This is a genomic window from Arthrobacter sp. R3-55, assembly GCF_054161505.1.
Genome location: NZ_CP096423.1, coordinates 4,508,742 through 4,531,503 on the forward strand (window position 1 = coordinate 4,508,742; position 22,762 = coordinate 4,531,503).

Genomic DNA, 22,762 nt, shown 5'->3' on the forward strand with positions numbered 1-22,762 from the left:
TGTCATGGTGTCCTGTCGGGTGAGTTGCTGAAGTGAAAGTGCTGCTGAAGGAGTTCCTGGGCGTGCCGGCCGTCGGCCACTGTGCCATCGTGGATGACCGCGTGGAGGCTCAGCGTGAGGGGATTGTCCAGGTCCGCAGACACTGCTTTGTCCCATGCGACTGCCGGCCCTGCCCCGACATAGCCCTCGGTCCTGACAAACCATGGACGGAGATGCCCGGGATCCTGGGCAAGGATGACGGTGGCGTCTTTGCCCAGGTGCCGAATTCCCACCAGGAGCCATGGTGACAGGGAGCCGTGCGCTGCCTCGACGCCCGCCCCGGCGGAACAACGCACCTGCGCGGACCCCTCACTGGAGGGAAAACGCCAAAAGATACCGCCGTAGCCTGCTCCTGCCCGTCCCTTAACGGCCGACGACGAGACGGACAGCTGCTCCACGGCACCGGCGGGCTGGATCACTGAGGAAAAGGAAAAGCTCCAGGCGTTCCCGGCCGGGTGCTCTTGGTAGAGGTAGCTCCGGCGTTCGCTGGCCAGTTGCTGACCGTTGTGGCTGATCCAGGCAACGTCCCCTTCGGCGTACCCGGCGCGGTGTTGCCAGCCCGAGGAGACTTGGCGCCCGTGGTTGGGCAGGACCGCCGGGCCATTCTGCGTGTAGGTTGACCCTCCCCAGAAATTGGTTCCGTTCAGGTCGGAGAACGCCAGCGACAAACCCAAGTGATGAGGGTGATCCTCTGGTGCCGCCTCGGTGAGCACGGCCCCGGCCACCGTGCGGATCGGGTGCAGGTAGGGCCTCGGAGATACGAGGTTTGCCAACCCCTGGCCGGTGTTCTCCTGCATCACGTGTGCTCCACGGAGGTTGAAGCTTTCCATGTGCCCCCCTTCGGACGTGGTTACTGGTGCGGCGTTGGCTGGTGAGGGAATCAGCATAAACACGACAGAAAGAGTTCGGCAATATTTGACGAAAGTTTCTGTGGATTATTTCCCCAAGGTCTGAGAATTGTGTTGACAGTCACAGCGATTCCTTGCTAGAAATCGTTTACTCACTACTTTCAACCTCCTCCTCGAGCCCAATGAGTCACTTTTTGGCCCGGCTCACGATCCATTGCCACAGAAACTTTCTGTTTCGTACATTCACATTCCACCAGCCCGTCCGCTCACGGACCAATGAAAGGCGTCATTCAATGAAGAAGACAGCAAGCACTCCCATCCCCCGCAGGATGGTTCTGGGGGCCGCGGTGGTTGCGGCAGGATTGGCCCTCACCGGCTGCGGAGGAGGCGGCTCCGCGCAGTCCGGCGGCGGTGGAAACGTGGAGTTGAACTTCGTCTTCTGGGGCGATGCGAACCGCGCCAAGATGACGGAGGCGGCCCTGCGGATCTTTGAAAAGAAGAACCCGGGCATCACCGTCAAGACCGAATACCAGGACAGCGGTCCCTACGCAGACAAACTCGCCACACGGTTCGCGGGCGGCAATCCGCCGGATGTCCTGGCCATGGCCAACCGCAGCCTCCTGGAGTACGCCCAACGCGGCACGCTGGCCGATCTCAAATCATTCCCCGAGCTGAACCTGGATAAGGTCCCGGAAACCACGCTGAGCCGCGGCGAGGTGGACGGCAAGCTCTACGGGCTGGCCACCGGAGTCACCACCATCGGCATGGTGGTCAACAAAACCATCACGGACCAGGCAGGGGTGACCATCCCGGATGACAAGACCTGGAGCTGGGAAGACTACGCCAAATTCGCCACTGAGGTTACCCAAAAAACCGGTGGAAAAGTTTACGGAGCCGGCTACGACGTCGCCACCGAAACCGGGCCCATCATCCTCGCCCGTCAACGCGGTGAAGACTTCTACACCAAGGACAACAAGCTTGGGGTCAGCGAGAAGACCATCGAGGACTGGTTCCAGTACAGCGTGGACCTCCGTAAAGCCGGCGGCTACCCACCGGCCGGGTTCTTCGAACAAATCGGTGGTTCCCCCGCCCAGTCCTACCTGGCCAAGGGCACCGTAGCTTCGCAAATCATCCCCATCAACAACTTCCGTGGATACAACGAGGCCGTTGAAGGCGAAGTGGTCCTGCTGCGCATTCCGGGCGAGACCACCGGCGAGCGCCGGGGCTACTCCGCGGACCCCACCATGTTGTGGTCCATCGCTGCCAAGTCCAAGCACCCCAAGGAAGCTGCAAAATTGGTGGACTTCCTGACCAATGATGCCGAGGGCGCCGCCGAGGTCCTTACCCAGCGCGGTGTGCCCATCAACCCGGAGGTGGCTGACGCCATCACCCCGAAGCTGAGTGCGGATGACAAGACTTTCGTGGACATGATGGCCGCCATTCAGGAAGACGAACTTCCTGCCGCCTACGTATATCCCAAGGGCGCCAGTGTTGTGGCAGACACCCTGAAGCAGTTGACCACTGAAGTGGAGTTCGGCCGCATGAGTCCCGCCGATGCCGCGAAGACCTTCATGGAGAAGAGCAATGCAGCCATCAACAAGTAACTCAGGTCCCGCTCCTGAGAGGACGGTGGCACCATGTCGGTTCTGACCAAACAACCTCCCGGCGCCCCTGCCCCGGCTTCGGCGCTGGACGGCAAGCCCCGGATCCGCCCGTCGCGGCGGAAGAAGCAGCGCTCAGGGTACCTGTTCCTGCTCCCTTGGTTCCTCGGGATGTTGTTCACCGTCATCCCGTTCTTCGCCTCGTTGTACCTGGCCTTCACGGACTACAACCTCTTCACCGAGCCGAATTTTGTGGGGCTCGCCAACTTCCAGGCGATGTTCGAGGACCCCCGGCTCCTTCAATCGCTGAAGGTCACCTTCATTTACACGTTCGTGTCCGTCCCGATTTCCCTGGCTGTTGCCTTGCTGGTGGCACTGGTGTTGAACCGGGGGCTTCAGGGTCTTTCGATCTACCGCTCCGTGTACTACCTGCCTTCCTTGCTGGGCGGGAGCGTGGCAATCGTGATGCTGTGGCGCTACATCTTCGGCAATGACGGGATCGTCAACGGGTTCCTCGGCCTGTTCGGAATCCAAGGACCCGCATGGGTGACTGACCCGCAGTTCTCGCTGAGCACCCTGATTGTGCTGAATGTGTGGACCTTCGGCTCGCCCATGGTGATTTTCCTCGCCGGCCTGCGGCAAGTGCCGGGCATGTACTACGAGGCGGCATCCATTGACGGGGCCTCCAAATGGCGGCAGTTCCGGAGCATTACCCTGCCGCTGATCAGCCCCATCATCTTCTTCAACCTCATCATGCAGCTGATCGGCTCGTTCCAGACGTTCACCCAGGGCTACGTGATGAGCGGCGGTACGGGTGGTCCGGCTGATTCAACGCTGTTCTACAACCTGTACCTGTACCAGAAGGGCTTCACCGAGTTCGAGATGGGGTATGCCTCGGCCATGGCCTGGCTGCTGTTGATGATCATCGCGATTTTCACCGCCATCAATTTCATCGCATCCAAGTTCTGGGTCTTCTACGACAATTAAGGCAACCTCATGGCACTCCTTGATCTACCCCTCAAGCGCAAGCTGGCCAAGCAGGAACAGCCCGAAGATGCCCTGACAGGCACGCCGGCTTCCCGCTTTTCGCGGCACCTGATCCTCTGCCTGGTAGGGCTGGTAATGCTCTATCCCTTGCTGTGGCTGATTTCCAGTTCACTGAAGCCCAGCAACGATATTTTCCGGCAGCTGGGACTGTGGCCGGAGAACTGGGATTTCTCCAACTACGCACAAGGTTGGACCGCCCTGGACCAGCCGTTCCATGTGTACCTGATCAACTCGATGGTAATAGTGGTCTTCTCCATCATCGGAAACATCTTCTCCTGCGCGCTGGCAGCGTACGCTTTCGCGCGGATGGAGTTCACGGGCCGGAAGCTGTTCTTTGCCCTCATGCTGGGAACCCTGATGCTGCCGGGCCACGTCCTGTTGGTTCCGCAGTACATCATCTTCTCGCAGTTGGGGTGGCTGGACACTTACCTGCCGCTGATTGTCCCCAACTTCATGGCTACCAACGCCTTCTTCATCTTCCTGATGGTGCAGTTCATGAAGTCGTTGCCCAAGGAACTGGACGACGCCGCCCAGATTGACGGCTGCGGCCCTTTCCGGACGTTCATCCGGGTGATCCTGCCGCTGTGCATCCCGGCAATGGCCACCACGGCGATCTTCACCTTCATTTCCACCTGGAACGAGTTCTTCGGGCCGCTGCTCTACATCCAGAACCAGGACCTGTACACCGCCCCCCTGGCCCTGCGCGCCTTTATGGATTCCGAAGGCCAGAGCATGTGGGGCCCTATGTTCGCGATGTCGGTGGTGTCCATTGCGCCGATCATCGGGTTCTTCATTGCGGGGCAGAAGTACCTGATCAACGGCATTGCCACCACGGGGCTGAAGTAGTCCCTCCATTACAGAGCCACCACCACTCACAAGAGCACTGACAAGACCAACACTGACAAGACAAAGGAGTTTTGCATGCGCCTGCGACGCCTGCTCGGCGCGGTCACCGCCGTCGTCATTCTTGGAAGCCTTACCGCTGCGCCCGCCCGGGCAGAATCCCAACCGGGCACCGCCGACGCCCCGGCCGAATCGGCCGCCCTCTGGAAGCAGCGGCCCGACGGCTTTGCGTCCTTGCCCGGCAACGGCCTGGACGGAACCACCGGCGGCCAGGCCGGGCGGCACGTCAGCGCTTCTTCATTGGAAGAGCTGAAAGCATTCGCCGCTTCGGAGGAGCCCTTGGTGATCTTCCTCAAGGGCAGCATCACCGCACAGGACTACGTCAAGATCCCCGTCGCCTCCAATAAGAGCCTTATTGGCATCGGTGCGGGCGTGGAACTGGTGAACGCCGGCTTCAAACTCATCAACGTCTCCAACGTGATCTTCCGGAACTTCACGGTCCGTGATTCCTACATTCCGGGTGACTGGGACGGTAAGCGCCCGGACAACGACCGCGACGGCATCCAGCTCGATACCTCGCACCACGTTTGGGTGGATCATATGAAGTTCGAGCGCATGGGTGATGGCATGATCGATACCCGCAAGGACTCCGATTACCTCACCTACTCCTGGAACGTGTTCGCGGACAACAACAAGGCGCTCGGTGTGGGCTGGACCAGCAACGCGGTCACTAAAATGACCATCCACCACAACTGGATCCGCAACACGGTCCAACGGAACTTCAGCTTGGACAACACTGCGGCAGCCCACGTTTACAACAACTACCTGCAGGACATCGGGCAGTACGGAATGATGGGCCGCAACGCCGCCAAGGTGGTCTTGGAGGGCAACTACTTCACCGCCGTCGCGGATCCCGTAGTGGCAAAGGACCCCGCCACGGAGATCGTCAACAGGGACAACATTTTTGATGCCACGCGTGGCCGCAAGGACAACGTCGGCACCGCCTTCGACCCCACGCAGTCCTACGCCTATACCAAGGACAGCGCCGCCAACGTTCCGGGAGTGGTCACCTCCAGCGCCGGACCGCGCGAAAACAAGGCACCAGGCACGACGACGGAAGTCACCGTCGCGCTGGATGGCACCGGCGACTTCGCCAGCGTCCAGGCGGCCATCGGCTCAATCCCGGCAGGTAACACCCAGCCCCGGACCATCACCATCAAGCCGGGCTTCTACAGGGAGTCGGTAAACATCTGGGCTGACCGGCCCGACGTGACCCTCCAGGGAGCAACCGGCAACCCGTCCGACGTCGTGATTTCCTACGACACCCCGGCCAACGGCGCCAAGTTCTTCGGCGGCACGTGGGGCGCGGCGGGAAGTGCCACGCTCAACGTCCTGGCGGAAGGCACCACCGTCCGCAACCTCACTGTGGAGAACGCCTATGACGAAGCCGTCAACGGCGGCAGCCAGGCCCTCGCCGTCAGGACCGTGGCCGACCGCGTGGTTTTCGACAACACCAGGTTCCTGGGAAACCAGGACACATACCTTGCCGACACCACCGGCCGTGACGCGACCGCCCGGACGTATCTGAAAAACTGCTACATCGAAGGCGACGTGGACTTCCTCTACGGCCGCGGCACCGCTGTTTTTGACGGTTGCACCATCCATTCCCTGGACCGTGGCAGCGACACCAACAACGGCTACATCGTGGCCCCCAGCACCAAGAATTCCAACCCCTACGGCTTCCTGATCGTCAACAGCACCCTCACCTCCGATGCCGCCCCGGGGACCGTCAGCCTGGGCAGGCCCTGGTTTGCCAGCAGCGATCCCAACGCCCACCCCATGGCCGTCATCCGTGACTCACAGCTGGGCAGCCACATCGCGGTGCAGGGTTGGTCGGACATGAGCGGCCATGCTTGGACGGAAGGTCGCTTCGCCGAGTACAACAACACAGGTCCCGGGGCGTACATCAACGAGTTCCACCCCCAGCTCACCACCCAGGAAGCACTGAAATTCACCAAGGAAACCTTCCTCGGTGACTGGACTCCGGCGGCAGGTGCTTGAGATGGCGTACCCACACAACCCGGCCATCCGGCGTCGGACCCTTCTTTCCGCCGGACTCGCCGCCGGCACCTTGGCCTCCACAGGCCTGTTAGGAGCGGCTACGCGGGCTGCCGCGGCTGAAGATGTTCAGCCGGGCTCGGGCTCCAACGGGTTCAGGGAAGCCGGACTGCCCATCGACCGCGGGCCCATCAACGGCGGGCAAGGCGGCGCGTGGACCGTGACGCCCACCGGGTTCGCCGGCGTCGCATTCCACGGCCGTGCCGGCACCACGGGCGGGGCAGGCGGCAGGTTGGTCCACGCCCACACGCCTGAGCAGCTCCGCGCCTTCGCCAAGAGCACCGAATCGTTGGTGGTGATCCTGCACGGAGAGCTTCTCTTCCCGCAGTACGAAAAACTAACGGTGACGTCCAACAAATCCTTCCTCGGCGCAGGCGAAGGAGCGGCGGTGGTCAATGCCGGGTTCAAGCTGGTGAACGTCGCCAACGTCGTGTTCCGCAACTTCACTGTCCGGGATTCCTACATTCCCGGCGATTTTGTGGGGAAGCGCCCTGACAATGACAGGGACGGGATCCAGATGGACACCAGCACCCACGTTTGGGTGGACCATATGCACTTCACTCGGTTGGGCGACGGCCTGGTGGATATCCGCAAGGACTGCGATAACGTCACGCTGTCCTGGAACGTGTTCTCGGACCACAACAAGGCCCTTGGCGAGGGCTGGACCCAGAACGTGGTCACCCGGCTGACGCTGCATCACAACTGGATCCGGAACACCCACCAGCGCAACGCCAGCCTGGACAACACTGCGGCATCCCACGTCTTCAACAATTACCTGGAGAACATCTCCAGCTATGGGATGTTGGGGCGGAACGCAGCCCTGCTGGTGGTGGAGGGAAATTACTTCCGGGACGTCCGGAATCCCCTGCACCACCAGGGACCCGGCGGCGAACTGGTGGCACGCAACAACGTCTTTGAGGAGTGCACGGGGAACACGGGAGAGGGACGGGGCGAGGCCTTCAAGCCCCCTTATCCCTACGACCTGACGCCTCCGAAGGCTCTCCCCGCGCTGGTGCGTGCTTTCGGCGGGCCGTTGGGCGAGACCACGCCTGCGCTCCGGGAAGTGTTGACCGTGGCGCTGGACGGCACCGGCGATTTTGCCAGCATTCGCGCGGCGATCGGTGCCATTCCTGCGAACAACTCCGGCCCTGTCACTGTGCTCATGCAGCCCGGCATCTATCACGAGCCCTCGTTCATCTGGGGCGATCGACGCAACATCACCCTGGCCGGAGCAACAGGGAATGCCTCGGACGTGATCCTGACCAACAGCGAAGGTGTCACCCTCCAGGTGGCGGCGGCCGGTTCTACGCTGCGGGACTTCACCGTCACTTCCGATACTCCGCAGTCCGGCCCTGTGCTGCTGTCCACCGGAAGGGACGTGACGCGCTCCAACGTAACGGTGCTGAACGGTACGGCAGGGTAAATGTCAAGGGTGGACTTCGTTAATAAGTACCCTTAGTGTTTTTACCGTATATCGACAGGCAGCTGTTGGAGGCGGTAAAAAATGCGAGCAATGGTGTACCGCGGCCCTTATAAAGTTCGGGTCGAAGAGAAAGATATCCCCCGGATTGAGCATCCAAATGACGCCATAGTCCGGGTGACGGGAGCCGCGATCTGCGGCTCGGACCTGCACCTGTATCACGGCATGATGCCCGATACCCGGGTGGGAATGACCTTTGGGCATGAATTCGTGGGAGAGGTCCACGAGGTCGGCTCATCGGTTGAAAACCTGAGCGTCGGGGACCGTGTTATGGTGCCCTTCAATATCTACTGCGGGTCCTGCTACTTCTGCGCCCGCGGACTCTATTCCAACTGCCACAACGTCAACCCGAACGCGACGGCGGTGGGCGGCATTTACGGGTACTCCCACACCACCGGCGGTTACGACGGCGGCCAGGCGGAGTTCGTGCGAGTGCCGTTCGCCGACGTCGGGCCCACCAAAATACCCGAGTGGATGGATCAGGAAGACGCGGTGATGCTCACCGACGCCCTCCCCACCGGCTACTTCGGGGCCCAGTTGGGCGACATCGAACAAGGCGACACTGTGGTGGTTTTTGGAGCAGGGCCCGTGGGGCTCTATGCCGCGAAGTCCTCGTGGCTGATGGGTGCGGGACGGGTGATAGTGATCGACCACCTGGAGTATCGCTTGGAGAAGGCCCGGACGTTCGCCCATGCGGAAACGTACAACTTCAACGAATACGACGACATCGTGGTGGAGATGAAGAAGGCCACGGACCACCTCGGCGCAGACGTGGTGATTGACGCCGTCGGAGCTGAAGCGGACGGCAACCTGACCCAACACATCACGTCGTCCAAACTCAAGCTGCAGGGCGGTTCGCCTGTTGCCTTGAACTGGGCCATCGATTCCGTCCGCAAAGGCGGAACCGTGTCCGTGGTGGGCGCTTACGGCCCGATGTTCAGTGCCGTGAAGTTCGGTGATGCCATGAACAAGGGGCTGACGCTGCGGATGAACCAATGTCCCGTGAAAAGGCAGTGGCCACGGCTGTTCGAGCACATTCAGAATGGCTACCTCAAGCCCAGCGACATCATTACGCATCGCATTCCGCTGGAACACATCGCCGAGGGATACCACATCTTCTCGGCCAAGCTGGATGACTGCATCAAGCCGATCGTGACTACCGTCTAGGCGTTCGGATCAGGCATAGCAAGGAGGAACATCATGCCGTACACAGCAGAAAGGCCGATCCCGCGGCCGACGCCTGAAGAACTGCGGGCCAAAATCCCGGGGTGGGGCGTCGATCTGGACCCCAAGGACCGGCCGTCTTTCCCACGCGAGCAGCGCGGGATTCCCACCGGTGCGCACTGGGACTTCCCGGAGCGCCAAGAAGAAAAGTGGCCCCGGGAACGCTCTGTTGAGCACAAATTCCTGACGCCTGTTTTTGGAACATCCACGCCGCCAAAGGGCGTTTCAGGTGCCATCCGGAAATACGCCTATAAGTACAGCGAGGGGCGGGCCGCGCACTGGCTGCTCCTGATCGCGGGTGACCGGGTTGATGCCTGGGAAAGCCACCTGCGGTCCTTCGGCACGCTGCACCCGGACAACCCGACCACCGAAACCGGCGTGCTGAGCGAGTTCAAGAACCGGGGCATGGCTTCACGGTGGGGAAGGAAGCGGGCGGATACCAAGCACCAGTGGATGGACCCGATCATCGTTGCCGGACCGTGGCTGCTGGTGGGCACCGGTGTGGTCCTGGCCCTCAAGGGCATCACGAAGGCCACCCGTAAGACCCGCCGCTAAGCCCAGCTACGCCGCCCGGAACCCAACTGAGTAACAGCAGATGCCGTTCTGAGCGCTCAAAACGGCACCTGCTGCTACCTACATGGGTTGGCTATGCGTCGACGTCGGTGTTCACGATGTAGACATCGCACGGAGCACCGTGGGCCACGCTGTTGGCGATGCTGCCCAGGACGCGGCCCAAGCCCTTCATGCGCTTGTTACCCACCACGATCAGCGAGGCGTTGTTGGTCTCGGCGTAGTTGATGAGGGCGTTGGCCGGTGTACCGCGGGCCGCGAAGTACTTGATGTTACCGGCGGGAACGTCCAGCTCTTCGGAGACCTTGCGGGCCACGTACTCCGCGGAGTCTGCCGAGGATACGGTGATGCGATCGCTGCCGCTGCCGAATTCTTCGATCCGGTCATCGGAGAAGCCGCTGATCACGTGCAGTTCGGCGCCGAGTGCGGTGGCGAGCTTCGCTGCTGCCACTGCTGCGCGCTTGGCGGTCTCGCTGCTGTCAACGCCGACCACAATAACTTCTGACATGAGTACTCCTGGTTGTGGGGATTCACTGGGTGCTGCTGCAAAGAAATCTACACTCGATCACCTTCCGCCGGGATGACCCTTTTGCGCCGGGAGTGTTTACGGCCGGTGTCACTGGGTAGGGATACAACTATCGGAACGATCACACGACCGAAAGGCACGACAATGAGCGACGCACCTTTTTCCCCGCAGACCGCCATCGTCACGGGATCGGATTCAGGCATCGGAAAGGCCACGGCGGTGGCGTTGGCCAAAGCCGGCATGGATGTTGGCATCACCTGGCACTCGGACCAGCAGGGTGCAGAGGAAACCGCGGAGGAGGTCCGCGGCCTGGGCCGGAAAGCCGTCGTCCACCAACTGGACACCACTGATGTCCAGGGAACGGCCGCGGCCATCGACAAGCTGGCTGAAGAACTTGGCGGAGTGGACGTCTTCGTCAACAATTCCGGCACCGGCGATGGCACCAAATTCCTTGAGCTGGACTACGACACCTGGATGTCCACCCTGGACACCAACCTCAACGGGGCTTTCGTCGCCATGCAAACGGCGGCCAAACGCATGGTGAAAGCCGGCCGGGGCGGCCGCATCATCGCCGTGACCAGCGTCCATGAGTTCCAGCCAAGGGTTGGAGCCTCCGCCTATGACGCTTCCAAGCACGGTTTGGGCGGCCTGATCAAGACCATGGCCCTGGAACTGGCTGAGCACGGCATCACTGCCAACAATGTGGCGCCGGGCGAGATCGCCACTCCCATGACCGGCCAGGAAGACGAGGACCCCAAGGGCAAGGAACGGCCCGGCGTGCCTGTGGGCCGGCCCGGTGATGCCCGGGAAATCGCCGCCGTGATCGCTTTCCTGGCGTCACCGGATTCGAGCTATGTCAATGGCGCCTCATGGCCGGTGGACGGCGGAATGTTGCAGATGGGACCGCAGGCAGGTTCGCACATCACCAGCAATGATTGGCGCGAAAGCTAAGCCACTGCAGGCTCTGGCCGCGCGGTGATCCGTGGGCTAGTCTGCATGGACGGCCTGCCCAGGCGGGCCTGATTTTCCAGAGATTCGTAAGACGTTGATGAGGAGCACCATGGCTGGCCACACATATAGCGTTTCCGAAATTGTAGGAACATCCACCGAAGGCGTTGACGACGCCATTAAGAACGGGATTGCCACCGCATCCGAGACCCTGCGGAACCTGGACTGGTTCGAGGTCAAGGAGATCCGAGGCCACCTCGAGGACGGCGCAGTGGCCGACTGGCAGGTCACCATCAAGCTCGGTTTCCGCCTGGAGCGCTGATCACCCTCCCGCGAGTTGGCAGTTGACGCCCATGTTTTCCACAAACATGGGCGTCAATTGCCGTCTGGGCGGGCGGGTTGGGGTTCTGCTTCGGGAATAGCTGCGGCGGCCGCCTCGCCAAAGTTCAACAACGTCAAAGCGTCCGACGACGGCGAGCCGGCCTTCGCGGAATAGATCCTCAGCATCTGGTCGGGGTCGTCCGGGAGACTGAGCGTTTCAAAGTTCAGTTCAAGGTCTCCCACCACGGGGTGGTGCAGGCGAACGGTTCCTGCGGACCTGGACGTCACCCGGTGCCCGGCCCACCATTGCCGGAAATGCTCGCTGTGCACGGCGAGTTCGCCCACCAGTTGATTGGTTTGCGGATCATTGGGGTGCCTGCCCACGTCCATGCGCAGTGCCCCGACAGCCTCTGCGGCCACGGTCTTCCAATCCCTGAACAGCTGCCCTGCCATGGGATCCAGGATGATCCAGCGGGTCAGGTTCCGCTCCGCAGCAGGCAGGGACGTGAAGTCGGTGAAGAGCAGGTGGGCCATCCGGTTTCCGGCCAGGACGTCCGCCCGCCTGCCCAGCACCATGGCCGGAACATCGCCGACGGCGTCCAGCAACTGCCGTAGGGCGGGCCGGACTTTCTGGACCGGCCCCGGATTGCCTGCCGAACCCGCGCAGTGCTCCAGCAGGTCCATCATGTGCGCCTGTTCCCCTGCATCAAGGCGAAGCGCCCGGGCCACGGACTCGAGGACCGCTTTGGAGGGGTGGATGTTGCGGCCCTGCTCCAGGCGCGTGTAGTAGTCGGTGCTCACGCCGGAGAGCCGGGCAACTTCTTCGCGGCGAAGCCCGGGTACCCTGCGGGCACCGCTGGACTCCTGCGCTCCTGCGTCCTCGGGTGAGAGGCGGGCACGCATGACTTTGAGGAATTTACCGAACTCGGCGCTTTGACCCATCCGTCCATTCTGCCGTTCGGAGCGTGTGAAAGACCACCATTGTGGGTAGGACTATCAGACCTAGGAAAAACAGGATCAGGCTGTGTTGCTGACTCTGCAGGTAAAAGTGAATAGGCTCGGTACAGAGCCTCCGAAAACGCTTTCTGGAGTGTCACCCCATCATCATCCCGTCGAAGGAGACCGTCATGCCAGAGCTGACATTGAACAACGGCGTCACCATCCCCCAGCTCGGATTCGGTGTCTTCCAGGTACCTGCTGAGGAAACGCAGAAGGTAGTGGAAGACGCTTTTGAAGCCGGCTACCGCCACATCGACACCGCTGCCGCTTACCGCAATGAGGCAGGGGTCGGCGCTGCCATCGCAGCCTCGGGCATTCCCCGCGAGGACCTCTTCATCACCACCAAGCTTCGCAATGGCGAGCAGGGCGAGGCCTACGACGCCTTCCAGCGCAGCCGCGATGCCTTGGGCCTGGAAGTCATTGACCTGTACCTGATCCATTGGCCGGTTCCGTCGCAGGGTCTTTACACACAGGCGTGGAAGGAGATGGAGAAGCTCTACCAGGACAAGCAGATCCGGTCGATCGGCGTCTCCAACTTCCTGTCCGACCACTTGGACACGCTTCTCCGTGAGGCCGACGTAGTTCCCGCTGTGAACCAGATCGAAGTCCACCCCACCTACCAGCAGGGCGAGCTGGCCAACAAGTGCCGCGACCTGAGCATCGCCGTGGAGGCGTACAGCCCGCTGGGCCAAGGCAAAGACCTGAATGCCGAGCAAGTGGCCTTGGTAGCTGCCGCGCACGGCACTACTCCTGCACAGGTAATCCTGGCGTGGCACCTGGCCCAAGGCACCATCGTGATCCCCAAGTCCGCGGACTCCAAGAGGATGCGCGAGAACTTCGGAGCAGCCGATCTGACCCTCACCGAATCCGAACTGGCCGCCATCACGGCGCTCGAGGCGGGCGCCCGCATTGGTTCCGATCCCGCCGTCGCAGCTTTCACGCAGCTCTAAAACTAAGGACGAAAATGCAGTACACCCACCTTGGCCGTTCCGGCCTGAAAGTTTCGCGTCTTTGCCTGGGCACCATGAATTTCGGTCCGCAGACGGACGAAGCAACAGCCCACTCGATCATGGATTCCGCGTTGGATTCCGGCATCAACTTCTTTGATACCGCCAACGTGTACGGCGGGGCCGGGCACCGCGGCTGGACCGAGGAGATCATCGGCCGCTGGTTCGCGAAGGGCGGCGAGCGCCGTGAGCGCACCGTCCTTGCCACCAAGTTGTACGGCACCATGACGGACCGCCCCAACGAGTCCAAGTTGTCGGCACTGAATATCCGCCGTGCACTCGATGCGAGCCTGAAGCGGTTGCAGACGGACTACATCGATATTTACCAGTTCCACCACATCGACCGCGAGACGCCGTGGGACGAGATCTGGCAGGCCATCGAAGTGGCCGTCCAGCAGGGAAAGATCCTGTACTCGGGCAGCAGCAACTTTGCCGGTTGGCACATCGCCCAGGCGCAGGAAGCTGCCCGGCGGAGGAACTACACCGGATTGGTGAGCGAGCAGTCCATCTACAATCTGTTCCGCCGTGAACTTGAACTTGAAGTCATTCCGGCGGCGCAGCAGTACGGCTTGGGCTTGATCCCGTGGTCGCCGCTGCAGGGCGGGTTGTTGGGTGGCGTGCTGAAGAAGGAAGAGCAGGGTGTTCGCCGCACTGAAGGCCGCGCACTGGAGACCCTCAAGAAGCATGAGGAGCAGATCCGCCAGTACGAGGATTTCGCGGATGAATTGGGCCACGCACCGGGAGATGTAGCGCTGGCTTGGTTGCTTCACCAGCCTGCGGTGACGGCGCCGATTGTTGGGCCTCGAACCCAGGAACAGCTCGACGCGGCCATCCGCGCCCTGGACGTCACCTTGAACGAGGATGCACTCAAGCGCCTCGATGACATCTTCCCGGGTCACCGGACTGCCCCTGAGGACTACGCCTGGTGAGCAGCCTCTTACCTCAAGCGGACACCGTCTCGCCGCGGAACATCCTGTTCATCGGCGGGACCGGGGTCATCAGTGCGGCGGCGGCTGAACGCGCCGTCGCACTGGGCCACCGGCTGACCATCCTCAACAGGGGAAGGTCAGCCGGCAGGCCGGTTCCGGAGGGCGCGGAAGTCCTCCACGCGGACGTCCGGGATGCAGCCGCCGTGCGCGAGGTACTGCAAGGAAGGGAGTTCGACGCCGTTGCGGACTTCATCTCCTTCACCCCGGATCAAGCGCGGGCCGGCTTGGAATTGTTCCGCGGGCGGACCGGACAGTACGTCTTCATCAGTTCCGCTTCGGCATACCAGAAGCCGCCCACCACGCTGCCCATCCGGGAATCGACGCCGCTGAAGAACCCGTTCTGGCAGTATTCGCGGGACAAGATCGCCTGCGAGGAGTTGCTGTTCGAGGCTTACCGTGAGCAGGACTTTCCGCTGACCGTGGTGCGGCCTTCCCACACTTATGATCGGACCAAGATCGCGATGGTGGGCGGGTGGACTGACATTCACCGGATGCGTGCGGGGATGCCCATCCTGGTGCACGGCGATGGGACGTCCCTTTGGACGCTGACCCACAGCAGGGATTTTGCCAAGGCCTTCGTCGGACTGCTGGGCAGGCCCCAGGCCATCGGTGAGAGCTACACGATTACCTCTGATGAGTTCCTGCCCTGGAACCAGGTCTACCGCTTGTTTGGGCGCGCGGCCGGGGTGGAAGAACCGGAACTGTTCCATGTTTCGTCGGAAACCATCGCAGCCCACAGCCCGGAGCTTGGCCCCAACCTGCTGGGCGACCGCTCCCACTCCGTGGTGTTCGACAACGCCAAGATCAAGGCACTGGTTCCCGAGTACACGGCCACGATTCCCTTTGCGGACGGTGCCCGGGAGATCGTGGACTGGTATGACACCCATCCTGAACAACAGGTGGTGAAGGAGGATTTCATGGAGCTCAGCGATCGCCTTTATGACTGGTCGCGGCGGTAGCTGTTGCCAAGCAGCAACCGTCCAGCGTAGAAACAGAGAAACCCGGAGGAGACCAAGCCCATGACACTTGCCCCACTCATTGAACTCAACGACGGCTACAGAATTCCTCAACTGGGATTGGGGACCTGGCCGTTGAATGATGCCGAGGTAGCTGACGCCGTGGTGGAGGCGGTGTCGCACGGATACCGGCACGTGGACACAGCAAAGAAGTACGGCAATGAGAAGGGCGTGGGCGACGGCATCCGTGCTTGCGGAGTGGGCCGTGAAGAACTCTTCATCACCACAAAACTTGACGGGGAGTTCCAAGGTTCCGGGAAGGCTGTTGCTGGGCTGGAGGGGTGTTTGGAACGTTTGGGGTTGGAGTACGTTGACCTCCTCTTGATCCACTGGCCGCTCCCCCGACGCGGCGATTTCGTCTCCACGTGGAAGACTTTCGAGGAACTCCGGGCCTCCGGCAAGGCACGGTCCATTGGCGTTTCAAACTTCAAGCCTGCCCACCTGGACCAATTGTTCCGCGAAACGGACGTGGTACCGGCGGTGAACCAGATCCAGGTGAGTCCCTCCATCCCCCGTCCGGCAGCCCGGGCCTACAACGAGCGGAACGGCATCGTCACGGAGTCCTATAGCCCGTTGGGTGCCAGCAGCGATCTGCTCAACGCACCGGTACTGGCCGGCATTGGTGCGAAGTACGCGAAGACGCCGGGTCAGGTAGTGCTGCGCTGGCATGTCCAGCAGGGCCTGGTTGCCATCCCCAAAACCTCGAATCCGCAACGAATGAAGGAGAACCTGGACATTTTTGACTTCGAACTGGACCACGACGACCTCACTCGACTGCAAACCCTCGACGCCGGTCCGGACGCCGGTGTGGACTCGGACGTACAGGGGCACTGACCATGGCTAACGAAAAGACACTGATCTGGGTTGGTTCCTACACTGCCGACAGGAATGCCAAGGGCGAGGGCATCGCTGCGCTTTTGGCCGAGGACGACGGCCGGCTGACGTCCCTGGGCTTGGCCGTTGCCGCCGATTCACCATCGTTCCTGGCAGTGCATCCAAGGCTTCCGGTGCTGTACGCGGTGGCCGAGGAAGCAAAGACCGTTCGCGCGTATCGCCGGACAGGCGACTCCGGGCTGGAGGAGTTCGGCGAGCCGTGGCCGGCCGGTGAAGCTACCTGCCACGTAGCAGCCGATCCACAAGGGCGCTTTATTGTGGCCACCTGTTGGGGCGACGGCCAGGTCATCCTTTATGAATTGGACGACGACGGCGCCATCACCTCGCGCACCAGCGCGGCAGCCGCCGTCGATCCCCACACCGCTACCTCTCCCGACCAGCAGCGGCCCAGCCGGGGTCACTCCAGCCTCATGCTCCCGGACGGCCGCGTCATGACCACGGACCTGGGGCATGATTTGGTCAGGGTATGGCAGTACTCGCCTGGCGAAGGCCTGCTACTGGACCATCAGGTGGTTTTGCCCAAGGGTTCGGGCCCCCGGCACATGGCCCGGCATCACAGCGGGACTGTCTTTGTGGACACCGAGTACTCTGTGGAGGTCGCAGCGGTCCGGATGGAACCGGATGGCACGTACGAGCTGGCAACCATGGTTCCAGCGAGTGCCTCAGGGGCCAAAGACGGCGACGCCGGCGCGGAGATTGCGTTGTCCCCGGACGGCCGCTTCGCTTATGTCGGCGTGCGGGGATCCAACCGCATCTGTGTGTTGAAGGTTTCCCACGGCGGGGCTGGACTGGAGCCGCTCGCGGAGGTTCCGTGCGGCGGCGAGTGGCCACGCCATCACCTGGTCCGCGAAGGCTGGCTGTACGTCGCCAACGAAGGCTCGGACGACGTCGTGAGCTTCAAACTCGATCCCGGGACCGGCTTGCCGGACGGCCCGGTGAGCCGTGTGGAGACAGGTTCTCCGAGCGTGCTGGTTCCCGCCCGTTAACTGACACCGAGACGGCAGTTAACACCCATGCTCCGCTCGAACATTGGTATCAACTGCCGTCTCGGCGAGTCTTTCTAGACGGTCCAGACCTGGACGTCGTCCGTGCCGCAGATCAGTTTGCGGCCTGTGGGCTCAAGGATGACCCAGAGCAATTCCTGGTGTTTGGAGACATCGTCAACGCGGCCGGTGCCCGCGCCCCAAGCGACGTCGTAAATCCAGACGGGATCGCCGGAATTGAGCTCGGACCATTCTGCCGCCGGTACGTGGCGGTAGTCGGCCGGCCGGTTCAGGATGGTGCTGGTCATGCCGACACTTCAGCAGCCGTACGGCGCCGCCAGAGGGTTGCCACGCCGTTGTGGGCGGGCAGCACGTGTCCCTCGGGGAACGCCTGCACGGCATCCGGCTCGGAGTCCGGGCTCCACAAGCCCGAGGCCGGGCAGTGGGAACCGGTAGGCATAGTGCGGGTGGCTCGTTCGCGCAGGAGGGCGATGCTCTTCATCGTTGAAACTCATCCTTGGGAGTAGATCGGGGGCACTGCGTGGTGTGAAGCAGATCTCTTCAACCCTATGCAAGTCACAAGGGCTTCGTTATAGACAACTGCATAGCGTTTTGGAGGTAGCTCGTGCATGAGGACAGTGCCGCCATGGCACATCTCCCGCTAACGCGCCTGCAAGCGCTTCCAAAATGGGACCCGATGTACAGAACTTCACATCCCGTAACGCTGAGAATCTATGGATTAACGCACAGCAAGCGCTTACAGTTGTGACTTGTCCCACAGCACCGTCGCTTAGCGGAAGGTTCCATCACTTGTTATCTCGCAGCTATAGACCAGCACTCGCCCCACATCGCCGCCTCGGCCGCCTCACCGCAGTCGTCCTGACGACGGCGGCCCTCACCGCCACAGCGGTCCTCCCCGCGGGTGCCGCCCCGGCCTCCAAAGACGCTGATCCCGCAGCCCTGCACTCCATCCGCGGAGGGGTGAGCGATCAAAATTTCTACTTCGTCATGGCCGACCGCTTCAACAACGGCACCACAGCAAACGACGACGGCGGACTGGGCACCGATCCGATGGTGTCCGGTTTCGACCCCACCCGCAAAGGCTTCTTCAACGGCGGAGACCTGAAAGGCCTGCAGGACCAACTGGATTACATCCAAGGCCTGGGCACCAATTCCCTCTGGCTCACACCCAGCTTCAAGAACAAGGCGGTTCAGGGTGACGGCACCCTGGCGAACAGTTCAGCCGGCTACCACGGGTACTGGGTCACGGACTTCACGCAGATCGACCCCCATCTGGGCACTAACGCCGAGCTGAAAACCCTTATTGATACCGCGCACGCCCGTGGCATGAAGGTGTACTTCGACATCATCACCAACCACACCGCGGATGTGATCCAGTACCAGGAGACCGCCTCGGCCACGTACATTTCCAAGGACACCGAGCCGTACCGGACGGCGTCGGGCGAGGTCTTCGATGACCGGGATTACGCCGGGACGCAGGACTTCCCGGCGCTCGATGCCGCAACGTCATTCCCGTACACCCCCGTGGTCCCTGCGGCCGAAAAAGACGTCAAGGTCCCATCCTGGCTGAACGATCCCACGCTCTATCACAACCGAGGCAACACCAACTTTGCCGGCGAGGACTCCCTCTACGGCGATTTCTTTGGACTGGATGACTTGTTCACTGAGAACCCGAAGGTGGTGAACGGGATGATGGACGTCTACAAAACCTGGATCCGCGACTTCGGGATCGACGGCTTCCGCATCGACACCATGAAGCACGTCAACGACGAGTTCTGGCAGAAGTTCGGACCGGAGGTTCTCACCTACGCGAAGGAACAGGGCAAGGACGAGTTCTTCATGTTCGGCGAAGTTTTCGACACCTCCAAGAGCATCACGTCCAAGTTCACCACCAGGAACCAAATGCAGGCCGTCCTGGACTTCGGCTTCCAAGGTGCAGCCCGCAGCTTCGCATCCCAGGGCAGCAAGGCCACGGGTTTGGCGGACTTCTTCAATGGGGATGACTGGTACACCGACGCTGACTCCAACGTCTACCAATTGCCCACCTTCCTGGGCAACCACGACATGGGCCGCATCGGCACCTTCATCGCACAGGACAACGTGGGCGCAAGTGACGCCGAACTGGTGCAACGTGACGAGCTCGCCCACGAGCTGATGTACTTCTCGCGCGGCAACCCGGTGATCTACTACGGGGACGAGCAGGGCTTCACCGGTGCAGGCGGAGACCAGGACTCCCGGCAGACAATGTTCGCCAGCAAAGTCCAGGAATACCTGGATGACGATCTCCTTGGCACCAGCGCCACACACGCCACCGACAACTTCAACACCGAGCATCCGCTGTACAAAAAGATCAGTGAACTCGCCGCCCTCACCGCCGAGCACCCGACACTGCGCAGCGGTGCCCAACAGAACCGCTACGCCGCCGATGGCGCGGGCATCTACGCCTTCTCCCGCATAGACGCCAAGGATCAGCAAGAATACATCGTGGCCGTCAACAACAGCGAGACCGCCCAGACTGCGGCAATCCCCACGTATGAAGCCAAGCAACCGTTCAACCTGGTTTACGGCGACGCCCCGGCAGATGCCAAAACCGATGCACAGGCACTGTTGAGCGTTACCGTCCCACCGCTTTCGGCAGTGGTTTATGAAGCAGCGGGGCGGCTTGCCAAGTCCAAGGAGGCGCCCGGCGTCGTACTGAAGAAGCCGGTCACCGCGGCTGGTGACGCCAGCCGATTGAAGGTGACGGCCGACGTCGACGGTAGCTCGTTCTACGAAGTCACCTTCCAGTCACGTACTGCCGGTGGCGAGTGGACGCCGATCGGCACCGACGACAACGCCCCTTACCAGGTGTTCCACAACGTCTCGGCCCTGGAGCCGGGGGCCTCGGTGGAGTACCGTGCGGTGGTGCTGGACAACCGCGGGCAGACGTCGGCGAGCGAGCCGCGCAGCGGTGTGGTGGGTGAACCCACCCAGCCGGAAACCGTCACCGTGGCCGGCAGCCTCAACACCGAGCTGGGCTGCGCCGAGGACTGGCAGCCGTCCTGCGAACAGGCGTTGATGACGTATGAGCCGACGCATCGGCTGTGGCAGCTGAACATCCCCAACCTGCCCGCCGGTACCTATGAGTTCAAGGCCGCGCTCAACGGCACTTGGGACGAAAACTACGGTGCAGGCGGCGAGCTGGACGGCCCCAACGTTGTGTTCACGCACTCCGGCGGCGCCGTCACGTTCCTGTACGACCACGCCACCAATGTGATCAGCGCAGCTGTCCCGGGTCAGCAACCGGCCGCCGTCTCGGTGCCGGGAAGCCTGAATTCCGAGCTCGGCTGCGCGGGTGACTGGATGCCGGATTGTGCCCAAGCCCAGCTGTCCTTGGACCCGGCGGACGGCACTTGGAAGCTCCCGGTCCCTGACCTTGCTGCGGGCAGCTACGAGTTCAAGGCCGCGATCAACGGTTCCTGGGCCGAGAACTACGGCTTGGCCGGCGCCCCGAACGGCAGCAACATCGCGTTGAAGCACGACGGCGGCCCGGTCACCTTCCGGTACGACCCCGCCAGCCATCTGCTCACGGTCCGCTGACCGACCCGTCCGCTAACCACCCCGTCTGCTAACCACCCCGTCCGCTAACCCAAGTAAGTAACAGCAAACGTCGCACTGGAGTGTCAGTGCGACGTTTGCTGTTACACAGATGGGGCTATTTGTAGCTCAGGCTCAGGAACATCGCCTTCAGCTGGGCGTACTGCGTAGTATTCATCCAGGCCTTGGCCGCTTCCGGGGTGGCGAAGGCGGGCTGCTTGGCGGGATCGAAAATCGCGTAAGCACTCATAATGCCATTAGGTACGCGGATCTGATTGATGCCTGAACCTGTCTCACCGGCTTGCATCTCCGAGGCCAGGCGAACGTCCATGATGTACGTGGGAGTCTCGTCCAGCGGCGTGGCCGGAGCTTCCTCTCCCGGGTGCGTCATGAGGGCCGACTGGTGGGCAAAGAACCCGAACTGCACCGGGTCGTTGGGCGACGTCGAGGACACAACACCAGGTACTACGGCTCGGTCATAGACGGTTCTCTTCACCCAGCCGCCCGTACCATCGGCGTAGTTGCCATTGAACACGCGGGCTACCTCTGCCCCAGCGGCATCGAAGACAGTCACAATGCGCGAGGCTTCCGCAGTCCCGGGAGGATCGAATGGTCCTTGTTCCACCCGGATACTCCAGCCCACCGGATAGGTGAAGGACAAATGCCCGTCCGGGAAAGTGTAGGTCTGGCTGGTCGGCGCCTGCACGGGTGGCACCACTGGCGCCGAGGCGGCAACCGGAGGTGTCGTGGGTGTGGGCGATTGGGTGGGCGTCGGGGTAGCTGTGGCGGTGGGTGTTGCCGACGAGGTCACTGTGGGTGTGGGCGTGACCGAAACGCTGGGAGTGGGTGTCGCTTCAGCGGAAGTGACAGTGACCGCAGGTGCCGGCGCGGTGTTCACCGAACCGAAGTTGGCAGCCACCAGAACTCCGGCCGTAACGGCCGCCGCGGCAAGCAGCAAACCACCCGCGATCCGGGCCTTCCGGCGCCGGCGATCCCCCAGGGAGGTCACTACCGGCGTTGAACGGGTATCGCTGAAAACCGTGGAGCCGGAGAGGATCCTGTGCAGCGCTTCTTCCCCATTGGGCTCGGGAATTGGATCGACAGTGAGCGGGTCAATCGCTGAAATCTGGTTCTTGATCGGATCCATTGTCTTCAGACCCCCATCTTGTGTGTGGTGGTTTCGGCCCCTGCAGGCATCTGTTTCCGGAACGCCGTTCGGGCCCGGTGGAGGCGGACCTTGGCCGCCGATTCGCTGCACTGCAGCACACCCGCAATTTCCGCGGAGTTCAGGCCGTCCCAATAAGCCAACTGCAGGATGTCGCGGTCCTGGTCCCGCAACCGCATCATGGCGTCCTGGACCACGACGTTCTCGGACTCATCGCCAAACCGCTCCACCGCCGTCGACCGCAGCTTTTCCTGGAGTGCCTGCCGCCGATCGCGGCTCCTGTAAGCGTTCCCCACCAGGTTCCGGGCCACCGTCAATAGATACGGGAGTTCCGGGCGTGAGTCGTCGGCCCATTTTTGCCAGACAATGCGGAACACGTCGGCTGCGATCTCCTCCGCTACCTCCGCAGATTCGACGCGCCGGCAGACGAACTTGAAGACGGATGGGTAGCTGTCTTTGTGAATGGCGATGAACGCCAATTCGCGCTCTGAAAGCACGATTTTTCCCCCTGATATAGAGCCCTGAACTGCAGGATACTTGTATAGTT

At 62.0% G+C, this 22,762-nt stretch carries 22 protein-coding genes; 15 read left to right on the forward strand and 7 right to left on the reverse strand.

The annotated features are described in order from the left end of the window. Positions 1 to 2: 2 nt before the first annotated feature. On the reverse strand, positions 3 to 869 hold the full coding sequence (locus tag M1D51_RS20610) for a DUF6807 family protein (RefSeq protein WP_458107848.1): 867 nt from the start codon (positions 867 to 869) through the stop codon (positions 3 to 5). A gap of 311 nt (positions 870 to 1,180) precedes the next feature. Between M1D51_RS20610 and M1D51_RS20615 the strand changes: the two genes are divergently transcribed. The 7 genes from M1D51_RS20615 (at position 1,181) to M1D51_RS20645 (ending at position 9,755) form a co-directional block, all read left to right on the forward strand. Then, complete coding sequence (locus M1D51_RS20615; protein ID WP_458107849.1) at positions 1,181 to 2,491, forward strand: ABC transporter substrate-binding protein; 1,311 nt, start codon at positions 1,181 to 1,183, stop codon at positions 2,489 to 2,491. A gap of 33 nt (positions 2,492 to 2,524) precedes the next feature. After that, a complete protein-coding gene (locus M1D51_RS20620; RefSeq protein WP_458107850.1) occupies positions 2,525 to 3,475 on the forward strand; it encodes a carbohydrate ABC transporter permease in 951 nt (316 codons plus the stop codon). Positions 3,476 to 3,484: 9 nt separating this feature from the next. Beyond that, a complete protein-coding gene (locus M1D51_RS20625) occupies positions 3,485 to 4,381 on the forward strand; it encodes a carbohydrate ABC transporter permease (RefSeq protein WP_458107851.1) in 897 nt (298 codons plus the stop codon). A 75-nt stretch (positions 4,382 to 4,456) separates the two neighbouring features. After that, positions 4,457 to 6,439 carry a pectinesterase family protein gene (locus tag M1D51_RS20630; protein ID WP_458107852.1) on the forward strand — a complete coding sequence of 661 codons (1,983 nt, stop codon included), beginning with the start codon at positions 4,457 to 4,459 and terminating at the stop codon, positions 6,437 to 6,439. Between the two features lies 1 nt (position 6,440). Continuing rightward, on the forward strand, positions 6,441 to 7,919 hold the full coding sequence (locus M1D51_RS20635; protein ID WP_458107853.1) for a pectate lyase family protein: 1,479 nt from the start codon (positions 6,441 to 6,443) through the stop codon (positions 7,917 to 7,919). A gap of 81 nt (positions 7,920 to 8,000) precedes the next feature. Next, complete coding sequence (locus M1D51_RS20640; RefSeq protein WP_458107854.1) at positions 8,001 to 9,143, forward strand: zinc-dependent alcohol dehydrogenase; 1,143 nt, start codon at positions 8,001 to 8,003, stop codon at positions 9,141 to 9,143. Positions 9,144 to 9,176: 33 nt separating this feature from the next. Then, positions 9,177 to 9,755 (forward strand): hypothetical protein, encoded by a 579-nt coding sequence (locus M1D51_RS20645; RefSeq protein WP_458107855.1) that lies wholly within the window; start codon positions 9,177 to 9,179, stop codon positions 9,753 to 9,755. Between the two features lie 91 nt (positions 9,756 to 9,846). Here the strand turns inward: M1D51_RS20645 and M1D51_RS20650 are convergent, their stop codons facing one another. Next, a complete protein-coding gene (locus M1D51_RS20650; RefSeq protein WP_054808808.1) occupies positions 9,847 to 10,278 on the reverse strand; it encodes a universal stress protein in 432 nt (143 codons plus the stop codon). A gap of 162 nt (positions 10,279 to 10,440) precedes the next feature. Here M1D51_RS20650 and M1D51_RS20655 point away from each other — a divergent pair, with 162 nt between their 5' ends. Then, positions 10,441 to 11,247, forward strand: a complete 807-nt coding sequence (locus M1D51_RS20655; RefSeq protein ID WP_458107856.1) for an SDR family oxidoreductase — start codon at positions 10,441 to 10,443, stop codon at positions 11,245 to 11,247. Positions 11,248 to 11,356: 109 nt separating this feature from the next. Then, entirely contained in the window at positions 11,357 to 11,566 is a 210-nt protein-coding gene (locus M1D51_RS20660; RefSeq protein ID WP_026541717.1) for a dodecin, read from the forward strand. Positions 11,567 to 11,619: 53 nt separating this feature from the next. Here M1D51_RS20660 and M1D51_RS20665 read toward each other — a convergent pair whose 3' ends face one another. Next, complete coding sequence (locus M1D51_RS20665) at positions 11,620 to 12,507, reverse strand: helix-turn-helix transcriptional regulator (protein WP_458107857.1); 888 nt, start codon at positions 12,505 to 12,507, stop codon at positions 11,620 to 11,622. A 185-nt stretch (positions 12,508 to 12,692) separates the two neighbouring features. On the opposite strand from M1D51_RS20665, the gene M1D51_RS20670 reads away from it, so the two are divergent. The 5 genes from M1D51_RS20670 to M1D51_RS20690 are packed head-to-tail and all read left to right on the forward strand — an operon-like array spanning position 12,693 to position 17,456. Next, entirely contained in the window at positions 12,693 to 13,514 is an 822-nt protein-coding gene (locus M1D51_RS20670; RefSeq protein WP_172324624.1) for an aldo/keto reductase, read from the forward strand. 14 nt (positions 13,515 to 13,528) lie between these two features. Then, positions 13,529 to 14,500: an aldo/keto reductase gene (locus tag M1D51_RS20675; RefSeq protein ID WP_458107858.1), complete on the forward strand. Its 972-nt coding sequence runs from the start codon at positions 13,529 to 13,531 to the stop codon at positions 14,498 to 14,500. After that, the gene (locus tag M1D51_RS20680; RefSeq protein WP_458107859.1) at positions 14,497 to 15,519 is read left to right on the forward strand and encodes an NAD-dependent epimerase/dehydratase family protein; all 1,023 of its coding nucleotides are present in this window, start codon (positions 14,497 to 14,499) and stop codon (positions 15,517 to 15,519) included. The genes M1D51_RS20675 and M1D51_RS20680 overlap by 4 nt, the downstream gene beginning before the upstream one ends. Positions 15,520 to 15,579: 60 nt before the next feature. Continuing rightward, a complete protein-coding gene (locus M1D51_RS20685) occupies positions 15,580 to 16,410 on the forward strand; it encodes an aldo/keto reductase (RefSeq protein WP_458107860.1) in 831 nt (276 codons plus the stop codon). A gap of 2 nt (positions 16,411 to 16,412) precedes the next feature. Further along, positions 16,413 to 17,456, forward strand: coding sequence for a lactonase family protein (locus tag M1D51_RS20690; protein ID WP_458107861.1), 1,044 nt, complete (start codon positions 16,413 to 16,415; stop codon positions 17,454 to 17,456). A 74-nt stretch (positions 17,457 to 17,530) separates the two neighbouring features. On the opposite strand, the gene M1D51_RS20695 is transcribed toward M1D51_RS20690, so the two are convergent. Further along, a complete protein-coding gene (locus M1D51_RS20695; RefSeq protein ID WP_458107862.1) occupies positions 17,531 to 17,761 on the reverse strand; it encodes a hypothetical protein in 231 nt (76 codons plus the stop codon). Further along, positions 17,758 to 17,955: a hypothetical protein gene (locus M1D51_RS20700; RefSeq protein ID WP_172326605.1), complete on the reverse strand. Its 198-nt coding sequence runs from the start codon at positions 17,953 to 17,955 to the stop codon at positions 17,758 to 17,760. Before M1D51_RS20700 ends, M1D51_RS20695 begins: the two co-directional genes overlap by 4 nt. 308 nt (positions 17,956 to 18,263) lie before the next feature. On the opposite strand from M1D51_RS20700, the gene M1D51_RS20705 reads away from it, so the two are divergent. After that, entirely contained in the window at positions 18,264 to 21,053 is a 2,790-nt protein-coding gene (locus M1D51_RS20705; RefSeq protein WP_458107863.1) for an alpha-amylase family glycosyl hydrolase, read from the forward strand. 115 nt (positions 21,054 to 21,168) lie between these two features. On the opposite strand, the gene M1D51_RS20710 is transcribed toward M1D51_RS20705, so the two are convergent. Together M1D51_RS20710 and M1D51_RS20715 are read right to left on the reverse strand one after the other, a co-directional pair. Further along, the gene (locus M1D51_RS20710) at positions 21,169 to 22,197 is read right to left on the reverse strand and encodes a hypothetical protein (protein WP_458107864.1); all 1,029 of its coding nucleotides are present in this window, start codon (positions 22,195 to 22,197) and stop codon (positions 21,169 to 21,171) included. Positions 22,198 to 22,202: 5 nt separating this feature from the next. Then, positions 22,203 to 22,712, reverse strand: a complete 510-nt coding sequence (locus M1D51_RS20715; RefSeq protein WP_458107865.1) for an RNA polymerase sigma factor — start codon at positions 22,710 to 22,712, stop codon at positions 22,203 to 22,205. Positions 22,713 to 22,762 lie beyond the last annotated feature (50 nt).